Origin of the sequence: Desulfurivibrio alkaliphilus AHT 2, assembly GCF_000092205.1 — a bacterium.
In the GTDB taxonomy this organism is placed as follows: domain Bacteria; phylum Desulfobacterota; class Desulfobulbia; order Desulfobulbales; family Desulfurivibrionaceae; genus Desulfurivibrio; species Desulfurivibrio alkaliphilus.
Genome location: NC_014216.1, coordinates 512,971 through 525,332, shown reverse-complemented (window position 1 = coordinate 525,332; position 12,362 = coordinate 512,971). Strand labels below are relative to the sequence as shown.

Below are 12,362 nucleotides of genomic sequence, written 5' to 3'. Positions count from 1 at the left end.
CCCTCAACCGCGCAAGAACGACGGATAGTCGGGATCAATAAAATTTTTCAGCAGCCCAACCCCGGCCGGGGTCATGATGGATTCGGGGTGGAACTGAACGCCTTCCACCACCAGTTCCCGGTGCCGCAAGCCCATCAACTCACCATGGTCCGACCGGGCGGTGATTTCCAGGCAGCCGGGCAAACTCTCTTCCTCCACCGCCAAAGAATGGTAGCGCATGGCCTCGAAGGGATCGGGCAGGCCGCGAAAAACTCCCTTGCCGTCGTGGCTGATCATGCTGGTTTTACCATGCATCAAGCGGTCGGCCCGGACGATTTTACCGCCGAAGGCCTCACCGATGGCCTGGTGCCCCAGGCAGACGCCCAACACCGGGATTTTACCGCTGAAGTGCCGAATCAGATCCACGGAGATTCCCGCCTGGGCCGGAGTGCAAGGGCCCGGTGAAATCAGCAGCCGATGGGGGCGGCAGGCCTCCACGGTGGCGATATCCACCTCGTCGTTGCGGTAAATGACCATCTCCGCCCCCATCCCTCCCAGGGTTTGGACGATGTTGTAGGTGAAGGAGTCGTAATTGTCGATTACCACCAGCATCAGGGCATTCCGTTATCTCAAAAGGTTATCGGCCTTGCTTACCGCTATCCATCTCGGCCAGTTGCAGGGCCCGGCGCAAACCCATGGATTTGTTGACCGTTTCCGTGTATTCCGACTCCGGATCGGAATCGGCGACAATCCCGGCCCCGGCCTGCACCCACAGCTCGTCGCCCCGCAAGACAAAGGTACGGATGGTAATACAGAAGTCCATGTTGCCGGTAAAGCCGAAGTAGCCCACCGCCCCGGCATATGGTCCCCGCCGCTGGGGTTCCAGTTCCTCGATGATCTCCATGGCCCGCACCTTGGGGGCACCAGAAACCGTGCCGGCGGGGAAACAGGCCCTGACCACATCGAACTGGTTGCGGCCTTCAGCCAACCGGCCGTGGACACCCGAGACGATATGCATCACATGGCTGTAACGCTCGATCACCAGCAGGTCACGGACCTCCACCGAACCGTAGCGGGCCACCCGGCCCACATCGTTGCGGCCCAGGTCCACCAGCATCAGGTGTTCCGCCCGCTCCTTGGGATCGGCCAGCAGTTCCTGCTCCAGGGCCAGATCTTCTTCGGCGTTCCTGCCGCGGGGGCGGGTGCCGGCGATGGGCCGCAGCTCGATCTGCTCGCCTTCCAGGCGCACCAGAATCTCGGGAGATGATCCGATCTGGACCAGGTCGCCCAGCTTGAGATAAAACAGGTAGGGGCTGGGATTGATATGGCGCAGGGCCCGGTACAGCCGGAGGGGGGCAACGCTGGTGGTGGCCTGGAAACGTTGGGAGAGCACCACCTGGATAACATCACCGGCCCGGATGTACTCCTTGGCTTTCTCCACCATGGCCTTGAACTGGTCGGGGCTCATGTTGGCGGTGAAGTTGTGGGGAGGGGCGGCATCAGGCTGGCAATCGGTGAGCAGCTCCGGGGCCAGGGGTTGCCGGAGGGCCTCTTCCAGGCGATCCAACCGCTGCCGGGCCCGGTCATAAAGCCGGGCCAGGTCGTTATCCCCGCCGGTAACCACCCAGTTGACCACCGTCAATCGCTGCCGCAGGTTGTCGTAAACCAGCACCACCCGGGGAACCAGGAAACTGCTGTCGGGGCAATCGGCCAGGGGGGGATTTTCGTCGGGCAGCCGCTCCATGAAGCGGACCATGTCGTAACCCAGGAAACCCACCGCGCCACCGTTGAACCTGGGCAACGAGCCGTCGACCACGGCGGGATTGAGTTCTGCGAGCAACTGTTCCAGCAACTGCAGCGGGTCCCCGCACCGCCGTTCTTCACTGAACACCGGCGGCCGGTCGATTTCGGCGGCCGCCTCCGGGGTCAGTCGACGGATCAACACCTGGTCGCCGCGACTGGCAAAAATCACCAGCGGATCAAAGCCGATAAAGGAATAGCGCCCCCATTTCTCACCGCCCTCAAGGCTTTCAAAAAGAAAGGCGTGGGACTGGTCAGCCGCCACCTTACTGAAGATGGTCAGCGGGGTATCAAGGTCGATGATCAACTCGCGGGTGACCGGTACCAGGTTGTGGCGGGCGGCAAGTTGCGTGAATTTTTCGAAACCGTTCATCGAGGCCCCATAACCTGCTGACTTAATGGACTGCCAACGACAAAAAAAGCCACGGCCCCCGAAGGCACCATGGCTTTTGCTCCTCAAGACAAAATCTCAAAGCCGAAAGGATCAGCTGTTCTGAGCGAAGGCATTAACCCGACGGGTTAGCCGCGAGATCTTGCGGGCGGCGGTGTTGCGGTGCAAAACCCCTTGATTGACCGCTTTGGCAATCATCGGTACCGCGTTCTGCAACGCCTGGCGGGCCTGCTCGGGGGAGTTGGCCACGATTGCCTCATCAATCCGCCGGTACAGGGTCTTCAGGCGGGAGCGATTGGACCGGTTACGTTCGCGCCGGACCACATTCTGCCGATTTCTTTTCATCGCCGATTTATGATTCGCCAAAGCTACATCTCCTTGCTGCAATAAATGACTTGGAATAATTGGGACAATGCAAAAGGGGTTATATACCGTTATCGTGGTTAACTGTCAAGCGGTAAGGGGTAAAAAACCCTTATTTGCCATCGGCCCGGCAGGTTTATTCGGAAGCCGCCGGCAAAACAGCCGGACTGTCAATATTTTTTTGTGAAAAATCAAACACTCCCCTTGCCCGTCCGGGTCTTTATCGGCTATTGTGTTGGTTAATGATGACATGGCCGGGTCTGTGCGGCCATATCGTCATTAAACGGCCCTTTGCTCAAAGGGGCTGTTACGGCCCTTTACCGCTCCGCTTTTTTTCCGCTTGCAACGATTTTCTAACAGATGCTGACGAACCTGACCTCACTGAGATGGCAAGACGTACTCGATATCCTGATCGTTGCTTATCTCATTTACCGGATCATGCTGCTGATCAGAGGCACCCGGGCGGTCCAGATGCTCGTCGGTATCGCGGTACTGATCGTGATTTATTTTGCGGCCCGGGAGTTGGAGTTTCTAACCCTTTACTGGCTGCTGGGCTCGTTTTTAAGCTCCCTTTTCCTGATTATCATCATTATTTTTCAGCGTGATATCCGCCGCGCCCTGACCCAGTTCGGGCGTACCCCCTTCAGCAAATCCAGCGAGGAAACCCTTCATGTTCTGGGGGAAACGGTCAAGGCGGCTTATGCCCTCTCCCGCGACCGGATCGGAGCCCTGATCGTTATCGAACGGCGCACCGGGCTGAAGGATTTTCTGGAATCGGGCCAGAGCCTCAATGCCGAGGTCAGCCACCAGTTGCTTTACTCCTTGTTTTTGCACAACTCGCCGCTGCACGACGGGGCGGTGATCATCGTCGACGATAAAATCGCCGCCGCCGGCTGCTTTTTGCCGCTTACCAAAAACCCCTATATCAGCAAGCACCTGGGCACCCGCCACCGGGCGGCCATCGGGGTCACCGAAGAAACCGACGCGGTGGTCATCGTGGTTTCCGAAGAGACCGGTCGGGTCTCCCTGGCCCAGCACGGCGCCCTGACCCTGGACCTGGATGAACAGGCTTTGCGCAGCAGGCTGGACAATATTTTTCTGCCCAAAGAGTATATCTCTCCCAAGTTATGGAAAAACTGGTTGAACAAATAAAAAAGGCGGCCACCACCGAGGTCGCCGACTACTGGCCCAAAGACTGGGTATTGCGCCTGCTGGCCCTGCTCTTTGCCGTGCTGCTGTGGCATTTCGTGGTCGGCGAGGACAAAATCGACACCCATGTGCTGGTGCCGGTGGAGTTGGTCAACCTGCCCCGCGACATGGTGATTGTCAACCAGTACAAACAGCAACTGGAGGTGACCATCGCCGGCCCGCGGGGGCTGATCGACGGCCTGCGGCGCCAGAACGTTACCCGCACCATCAACCTGGCCGGGGCCCAACCAGGAACCATGGCCATCCGCAACGACCCGGACTCAATACCTTTCCCACGTGGAATCGAGGTGTTACGGGTGCAGCCAGCCCATACCACCCTGCATATCGACCACCTGCAAGAAAAAAACTTCCCGGTGGAGCCGAAGATCACCGGTCAACCGGCACCGGGCTACTTGTTGCTACAGGTCCAGGCCGACCCGGCCACCATCAGCATCCGCGGCCCGGCGACCCTGCTGGGCCAGACCGACCAGCTGCCCACCGTGCCCGTCGACATCGAAGGCTTAACCGAAACCACCAGCCGCCAGGTTGCCCTGGTCATGGACGAAAAGCTGACGGAGTTGCTGGGCGAAACCACGGTCAAGGTCCGGCTGATCATTGAGCCCGAAGAGGCGGAAAACGATGAAAACAGGCGGGATACCGAACCGGTCCCGCTGCTTCCGGAGCAGCCGCAGCCATGAGAAGATTATTCGGCACCGACGGCATCAGGGGCATGGCCAACCTCTACCCCATGACCACCGAGATCGCCATGCAGGTCGGCCGCGGCCTGGCCTTCCTGGTTAAGCAGCAAAGCCACCGCCACCGCATTGTGATTGGCAAAGATACCCGCCTTTCCGGCTACATGATCGAAAACGCCCTGGCCGCCGGAATCTGTTCCATGGGAGTGGACATTCTGCTGGTGGGCCCCCTGCCGACCCCGGGGATCGCCTTTATCACCACCAGCATGCGAGCCGATGCCGGGGTGGTGATCTCCGCCTCCCACAATCCCTTTGCCGACAACGGGATCAAGATCTTTGCCGCCGACGGTTACAAACTTCCCGATGCCGAAGAACTGGCCATCGAAGATTTGATTTTTTCACAAAAAATGGCAGCCCTGCGCCCCACCGCCGAGGAAGTCGGCCGCGCCACCCGCATCGATGACGCCCGGGGCCGCTATATCGTTTACCTGAAAAACGCCTTTCCCGCCGATCTCAGCCTGGACGATCTCCATATTGTCCTGGACTGCGCCAACGGGGCCGGCTACGGGGTAGCCCCCCATGTGTTCAGCGAACTGGGGGCCAAAGTTACCACCATCGGGGCCGAACCCGACGGCACCAACATCAACCGCGAATGCGGGGCGCTCTGCCCGGAGATCATGGCCGCCAAGGTACGCGAGACCGGGGCGGATATCGGCCTGGCTTTGGACGGTGACGCCGATCGCCTGATGGTGGCCGACGAAACCGGCACCATCCTGAACGGCGACCAGATCATGGCCATCTGCGCCGCCGACCTGCTGGCCGAGAAAAGGTTACGCCACAAAACCCTGGTGGCCACCGTGATGAGCAATCTCGGCCTGGAACACTTTATGCGGGCCCATGGCGGCCGGCTGGAGCGGACCCCGGTGGGGGACCGCTACGTGGTGGAACGAATGCGCACCAAGGGGTATAATTTCGGCGGCGAACAATCGGGACACCTGATCTTTTTGGACCACAACACCACCGGCGACGGCATCCTCGCCGCCCTGCGCCTGCTGGCGGTCATGCTCAAGCAGAACAAAAGGCTCTCGGAACTGGCCGGCCTGATGACCGCCGTCCCCCAGGTGCTGGAAAATGTCCGCCTGGAACGACCGGCTGCCCCCGACAAAATCAAGGGCCTTAAAAAACTGGTCAACGCCGCTGAGGCCGAACTGGGCCGAGAGGGGCGTATTCTCATCCGCCCCTCCGGCACCGAGCCGCTGATCAGGGTCATGGTGGAGGGCGCCGACCAGGCCCGGATCGGCATGATCGCCAAAGAAATCTGCGAGCACATTAAGCAGCAGACCACTTAATACAAAGTAATCGTTCAGCAGCACCGCATCTTCGGGCGATCAGCCAGGCTTACGTACAGGGGGTACGCTGCACCTGGCTGCTTACCCGAACCTGCGGCACTGCTGAACGATTACAGCCCGTTAAACCGGCAAGTTAGTACCCCTGGTGAATGGTTACGATACAAAAGATGAAACAGCGCCTGGACAAATTGCTGGTAACCCGCGGCCTGGCCCCTAGCCGGCAACGGGCCCAGGCCCTGATCGCCGCCGGCCAGGTGCGGGGGGAGCACGGCCAGGTGCTGGACAAAGCCGGCACCCTGCTGCCGCCGGCCACCCCGCTGCAGGTAAAAGAGAATCCCTGCCCGTTTGTCAGCCGGGGCGGCTTGAAGCTGGCCGCCGCCTTGGATTATTTTGCCGTTGACCCCGCCAATCTGGTGGCCCTGGATATCGGCGCCTCCACCGGCGGCTTCACCGACTGCCTGCTGCAACGCGGTGCCGCCCGGGTTTACGCGGTGGATGTGGGTTACGGCCAACTGGCCTGGAAACTGCGCCAGGACCCGCGGGTGGTGGTTATGGAGCGGACCAATGCCCGCCATTTAACCACCACCGATATCCCCGAGGCCATCGACCTGGCGGTGATGGACGCCTCTTTTATTTCGCTGGAGTTGCTGCTGCCGCCGCTGCTGCCCTTACTCAAGCCGGCAGCCCTGATTATTCCTTTAATTAAGCCGCAGTTTGAAGTGGGCAAGGGCAAGGTCGGCAAAGGCGGGGTGGTGCGCGACCAGGAACTGCACCGGGAAGTGGTCTCCCGGCTGCAAAATTTCACCGCCGAACTCGGCTTAAGCTGGCAGGGTGTGATCACCTCGCCGGTGCCGGGCCCCAAAGGAAACCTGGAATTTCTGGCCCTGTTACAGATCGGGCCGCCCGAAAAAGCCTGACGAGCCTCGCATGAAGACCGGCAAAGAACCAGATGCCCACAAGCCAACCATGGGCGACAACCATGACCGGCAGCGCCTGCAAAACCACCTGGCCCAACTGGCCGCCATCGGAATCGCCCTTTCCGCCGAACATGACCTGCCGGTACTGCTGGAAAAGATCGTCGACGAGGCCCGGGCCTTTGCCAACGCCGACGCCGGCACCCTTTACCTGCTCGACGACCACGGCCGGCACCTGGAATTCGCCATTATCCAGAATACCACCATGGGGGTCCGGATGGGCGGCAGCGCCGGCCCCATCACCTGGCCGCCGGTACCACTTTATATCGATGGTGCGGGCAACCACACCAACGTCTCCAGCCACACCGCCTTAACCGGTGAAATCGTCAACATCCCGGACGTATACCAGGCCAAAGGGTTCGACTTCAGCGGCACCCGCCAGTTTGATGCCGGTACCGGCTACCGCTCGGTATCGATGCTGCTGATCCCCATGCAGAACAAGGAAGGAGAGATCATCGGGGTGCTGCAGTTGATCAATGCCCAGGACCAGCAGAGGCGCCCTATCCCCTTCCCCCCCGAGGACGTAGACCTGATTGCTTCTCTGGCCTCCCAGGCTGCCGTGGCCATTACCAACGTCCGCCTCTACCGCGACCTGGAAAATCTCTTTGACGCCTTCATTAAAACCATCGCCATTACCATCGACGAAAAATCACCCCACACCGCCGGCCACATCCGCCGGGTCCAGGCCCTGACCATGGATATTGCCCAGGCAATGAATGAAGACCGGGGCCGGTTCCGGGACTTTCAACTCAACACAGATGAACTGCGGGAGCTCAGCATCGCCGCCTGGCTGCATGATATCGGCAAAATCGTCACCCCGGAGCGCCTGGTGTCCAAAGCCACCAAGCTGGAGGCCCTCCATGACCGCATCGCACTGGTAAAAGCCCGTTACGAGATCCACAAGCGAGATCGACAGATCCAGGCCCTACGCCAGGCCCTGGCTCGGCAACAGCCAAACCCGGCCGGCCCGGATAACGGCTCCGGCCCTGTGGCATCGGCGTTTGAGAAGCTGGAGGTGGAGCTGACGGCCCTGGACGAGGAACAACGCTTCCTGGAGCAGTGCAACCTGCCCACGGAGCACCTGGATGAGAAGAAGATCGCCAGGCTGCAGGAAATTGCCGCTCGCCCCTGTACCGAAGGGAATCGTGAGTGCCGGCTGACCGCCGACGAACTGGACAACCTCAGCATCCGCAAAGGAACCCTCAACGATAAAGAACGGAAAATCATTGAAAACCATGTCCTGGTCACCCACAAAATGCTGAGTGAACTGCCCTTCCCTAAAAAACTGCGGCAAGTTCCCCAATATGCCGCCGGGCACCATGAAAAACTAGACGGCAGCGGCTATCCCTTCGGCCTCACTGCCGACCGAATCCCGCTACCGACTAGAATCATCGCCATCGCCGATATCTTTGAAGCTTTGACCGCCCCGGACCGCCCCTACAAAAAGCCCATGCCCCTCTCCCGGGCCCTGGAAATCATGGAGTCCATGCAACAGGCAGGACACATCGATCCGGACATCCTGGCCTTTTTCATCGAGCACAAGGTTTATCGCCATTACGCCAAGCGGGAATTATCTCCGGCACAACAGGACTGCTGAGTATGTAAGCGAACAGCCGCACCGCATCTTCGGGCGATCAGCCAGGCTTACGTACAGGGGGTACGCTGCGCCTGGCTGCTTGCCCGAACCTGCGGCACGGCTGTTCGCTTACGGCCCGTTATACCTGTAGGTTAGTACCTCTGGTGAACGGTTACCTGAGTATTGACTTGCCGGGCGGTTGGTGCTAGTTTGCCATAGATACCGTGCATTACCGAAATCCTGCGCTACCGGGCCAAACTTTTCAACATTTAAACCCAAAATGAGCCACGACATGGTAACCCATCGTTTACTGACCACACTGAACCGACCTTTGCCGCTTGTTCCCCGCCGGGGGCTGATCGTGCTGATTGCCGCCCTGCTGCTGGCCTTGCCCGCCACTGCGCTGGCCGATTACGTAAGCGTTCAGCGGGACAAAATCAACATCCGCTCCGGCCCGGGAACTGACCATGAAATTCTATGGGAAGTTTTTCGCGACTTCCCCCTTAAAGTTATCAGCCGGCAGGGAGAGTGGGCCCAAATTGAAGATTTTGAAAAAGATCGGGGCTGGGTCTACACCCCCCTGGTCGGCAATGAAAAAAGGGTAATCGTGCAGGTGGAGGTCGCCAACCTGCGGGTCGGCCCCGGTACCAATTACGAGGTGAAGGCCACAGTCCGTTACGGGGTGGTTTTCGAACCCCTGGAACGGCGCCGGGACTGGGTTAAACTCCAGCACAGCGACGGCACCACCGGCTGGATGAGCACCAACCTGCTCTGGCCCTCCGATATTATTTAACTGCTTGGAAGTATAGATCCATGAGGGGGACAACAATCAATGGGTGCCAACACCTATCCCGACCAACCGATTCTACTGGTTGACGACGAAGAACATGCGCTGGCGAGCTTTGATATCGCCCTGAAGACCCACGGCATAACCAACACCATCCGCTGCCCGGACGGCCGCCGGGTGCCAGAAATAGTTGCCGACACGGAAGTCGAGGTCATTTTACTGGACCTGATCATGCCCGGGATTTCCGGACAGGAGCTGTTAAGCCAGCTCAATGAGAGCCATCCGGAGATCCCGGTGATCGTGATCACCGGGGTCAACGAGGTGGAAACGGCGGTGGACTGCATGCGCCGCGGCGCCTTCGATTACCTGGTCAAACCGGTAAAGACCGACCAGATGCTGCCCAGCGTCACCCGGGCCCTGGAAGTTCGGCAATTACGCCGGGAAAACTCGCTGCTGGCCGACCGTTTTTTCACCAACGACCTGAGCCACCCCGAGGCCTTTGCCGGGATTATCACCGACCACCCCAAAATGCAGGCGGTTTTCCAATACTGCGAGGCGGTGGCCGAGGGGCGCCAGCCGGTACTGATCACCGGTGAAACCGGAGTGGGCAAAGAGGAAATCGCCAAGGCCCTCCACCGCCTGAGCAAACGACGGGGGCGCTTTGTCACCGTCAACGTGGCCGGGCTTGATGACCAGTTGTTCACCGACACCCTGTTTGGGCATGCCAAAGGGGCCTTTACCGGTGCCGACCAGGCCCGCCCGGGGCTGGTGGAAAAGGCCAAGGGCGGCACCCTGTTTCTCGATGAGATCGGCGATTTGAGCCCCACCTCCCAGGTCAAGCTGCTGCGCTTTCTGGAAACCCGGGAGTACTACCCACTGGGTTCCGATCAGGCAAAAAAAACCGACGCCCGGGTCCTGGTGGCCACCCACAAGGATCCCGATCAATTGCGGACGGAAGGGGCCCTGCGCAACGACCTCTATTACCGGTTGCGCACCCACCATGTCCACCTGCCGCCACTGCGTGAGCGCACCGAAGATATCCCGCTGCTGCTGGACCACTTCCTCGGCGAGGCGGCCCGGGAGTTCCGCAAGAAAAAACCTGTTTACCACCAGGAAATCATCCCGCTGCTGAAAAACTATTATTTTCCGGGCAATATCCGGGAGCTCAGGGCCATGGTCTTTGACGCCATGAGCGGCCACCGTGCCCGGCTGCTGCGCACCGAAACCTTTATCAAGGCGGTGCAGGGAAAGCTGGGCTCCCCCGATCAACCCCGACCGGCGGCGCCCTCTTACGACACCGAATGGGCCCAGAAGCTGGACCGGCTCCCGACCTTGAAAGCGGCCGCCGCCACCCTGGTGGAGGAAGCCCTGCGCCGTTCCGGCAATAACCAGCGGGTGGCCGCCAGCCTGCTGGGCATCACCCCACAGGCCCTGAACCAACGCCTGAAACGGCAATAGCCTGCCCCCATGAGCAACCGGCTTAAATCACAGCCACCTCCCGCCACCCCGACCGCCTTCCGGCGAACGAAGGCAAACCAGTTGCGGGGGCGAATCCTGGCCGTGGATGATGAGCCCCTGGTACTCCAGCTCATCACCCTGCAGGCGCAGAAACTGCACTACCGGGTCAGCACCGCCGCCAGCGGTCCCGCCGCACTGGAAATCATGGCCGGGGAGCATTTTGACCTGCTGCTGACCGATATCCTGATGCCGGAAATGGACGGCCTCAGCTTTATGACCGAGGCCCGGCGCCGCCAGCCCGATATAGAAGTAATTGTCATCTCCGGCCAGCATGAGATTAAAACGGCGGTGGCGGCCATGAAACAGGGGGCCGCCAATTACCTGCAGAAACCTTTTTCTCCCCAGGAACTTGAAGTCGCACTGGAAAAGGGCATGGAGCATCGCCGGTTGCGGCGGCTGCTGCGGGAAAAGCAGGAGGAGCTGGCACGCTCCAACCGGGAGCTGGACAACCACCGGCGCCACCTTGAACAACTGGTGGAGGCAAGGACGGCGGAACTGGCCGAAGCCAACCGGCAACTCAAAGAGGACCTCAAAGCCCGGCAACGGGCGGAACGGGAAGCTGATCAGCGGCGGCGACAGTTGATCGAGGCCGATAAACTGGCTTCCCTGGGCATCCTGGTTGCTGGAGTGGCCCACGAGATCAACAACCCCAACAACTTCATCACCATGAACACGCCGCTGCTGCAGCGGATCTGGCAAGACACCAGCGCCATACTGGAGGGGCACCTGGAAAGCCGGGGAGATTTCACGGTGGCCGGCCTGCCTTACAGCGAGCTACGTGAATATGTTCCCGAGCTGCTGACCGGAATCATCGACGGCTCCGAGCGCATCACCAGGATCGTACGCAACCTCAACGACTACGCCCGCCAGAGCGCCGCCGAAATGAGCCAACTGTTCGACCTCAACCAGGTCGTCCGGGCGGCCCTGGCCCTGCTGTCCTCACCACTGAAAAAGGCCACCCATCACCTGCGGCTGGAGTTGGCCGCCGACTTGCCGCCCATTAAAGGCAACTTCCAGCGCGCCGAGCAGGTGGCCATCAACCTGCTCCAAAACGCCTGCCAGGCCCTGACCTCGGCGGAAAGCGCGATTACGGTGCGCACCGAGTACAATCCCGGCCAAAAACAGGTTATCTTGAAGATTGTCGATAAGGGCTGCGGGATACCGGCCCGGAATATTGAGAAAATCCAGGATCCCTTTTTTACCACCAAACGCGACTGCGGCGGCACCGGCTTGGGGCTCTCGGTTTCCGCCGGGATCATGGAAGAGCACGGCGGCCGGTTACATTTCACATCGGCGCGGGGACAAGGCACCACCGCCAGCGCCATTTTTCCTGCCGCCTGCCGGCAGCCGAACGCCGGCGGCAGCGACCAAGATCTGTTGATTATCAACAAAAACTAACAGCCTCTGTTTCCCTGCAATCTCAACAAGATACCACCCAAACGGCAGATAGCCGACAAGTTAACTTAACCAAAACTGCGGCACTCGCCCCCGGCTCGGACCCGAGCAAAAAAAATATAACAACGAATCAACAGCAAGATAAAATAAAAACACCCCCGGGTTGGCGGGGGCGGCACGATTCTTCCATATCTACAATGGTAACTGTTGCAATTCATAGTTGTACTCCAAAACCTCCTTTTTTGCAGTTTGCCGTTTGGGTTGGCCCCCCCTCGTCGACCCAAAGCCTCCTGCCGGTCCCTTGAGGATCGGCAGGAGGTAAGGCAATTTCTTCTCCCTTCTTTTTT

At 59.9% G+C, this 12,362-nt stretch carries 11 protein-coding genes; 8 read left to right on the top strand and 3 right to left on the bottom strand.

All coding sequences use genetic code 11. The features are described from left to right. Positions 1-3: 3 nt before the first annotated feature. The 3 genes from DAAHT2_RS02275 to rpsT all read right to left on the bottom strand — a co-directional run bounded on the left by DAAHT2_RS02275 (position 4) and on the right by rpsT (position 2,536). A complete protein-coding gene (locus DAAHT2_RS02275; RefSeq protein WP_013162685.1) occupies positions 4-591 on the bottom strand; it encodes an anthranilate synthase component II in 588 nt (195 codons plus the stop codon). Positions 592-616: 25 nt separating this feature from the next. After that, positions 617-2,152 (bottom strand): anthranilate synthase component I, encoded by a 1,536-nt coding sequence (gene trpE / locus DAAHT2_RS02270; RefSeq protein ID WP_013162684.1) that lies wholly within the window; start codon positions 2,150-2,152, stop codon positions 617-619. A 111-nt stretch (positions 2,153-2,263) separates the two neighbouring features. Next, positions 2,264-2,536, bottom strand: coding sequence for a 30S ribosomal protein S20 (gene rpsT / locus DAAHT2_RS02265; RefSeq protein ID WP_013162683.1), 273 nt, complete (start codon positions 2,534-2,536; stop codon positions 2,264-2,266). Positions 2,537-2,893: 357 nt separating this feature from the next. On the opposite strand from rpsT, the gene cdaA reads away from it, so the two are divergent. From cdaA to DAAHT2_RS13700, 8 genes are all read left to right on the top strand, one after another. Next, positions 2,894-3,685, top strand: a complete 792-nt coding sequence (cdaA, locus tag DAAHT2_RS02260; protein ID WP_013162682.1) for a diadenylate cyclase CdaA — start codon at positions 2,894-2,896, stop codon at positions 3,683-3,685. Further along, positions 3,661-4,419 carry a CdaR family protein gene (locus DAAHT2_RS02255; RefSeq protein ID WP_013162681.1) on the top strand — a complete coding sequence of 253 codons (759 nt, stop codon included), beginning with the start codon at positions 3,661-3,663 and terminating at the stop codon, positions 4,417-4,419. Before cdaA ends, DAAHT2_RS02255 begins: the two co-directional genes overlap by 25 nt. Continuing rightward, on the top strand, positions 4,416-5,765 hold the full coding sequence (gene glmM / locus DAAHT2_RS02250) for a phosphoglucosamine mutase (protein WP_013162680.1): 1,350 nt from the start codon (positions 4,416-4,418) through the stop codon (positions 5,763-5,765). Before DAAHT2_RS02255 ends, glmM begins: the two co-directional genes overlap by 4 nt. 167 nt (positions 5,766-5,932) lie before the next feature. Beyond that, entirely contained in the window at positions 5,933-6,682 is a 750-nt protein-coding gene (locus DAAHT2_RS02245) for a TlyA family RNA methyltransferase (RefSeq protein ID WP_157861391.1), read from the top strand. Between the two features lie 10 nt (positions 6,683-6,692). Beyond that, entirely contained in the window at positions 6,693-8,336 is a 1,644-nt protein-coding gene (locus tag DAAHT2_RS02240; protein ID WP_013162678.1) for an HD family phosphohydrolase, read from the top strand. Positions 8,337-8,607: 271 nt separating this feature from the next. After that, complete coding sequence (locus DAAHT2_RS02235; RefSeq protein ID WP_013162677.1) at positions 8,608-9,108, top strand: SH3 domain-containing protein; 501 nt, start codon at positions 8,608-8,610, stop codon at positions 9,106-9,108. Positions 9,109-9,147: 39 nt separating this feature from the next. After that, positions 9,148-10,560 carry a sigma-54-dependent transcriptional regulator gene (locus DAAHT2_RS02230; RefSeq protein ID WP_013162676.1) on the top strand — a complete coding sequence of 471 codons (1,413 nt, stop codon included), beginning with the start codon at positions 9,148-9,150 and terminating at the stop codon, positions 10,558-10,560. 9 nt (positions 10,561-10,569) lie between these two features. Then, entirely contained in the window at positions 10,570-12,018 is a 1,449-nt protein-coding gene (locus DAAHT2_RS13700; RefSeq protein WP_013162675.1) for a hybrid sensor histidine kinase/response regulator, read from the top strand. Positions 12,019-12,362 lie beyond the last annotated feature (344 nt).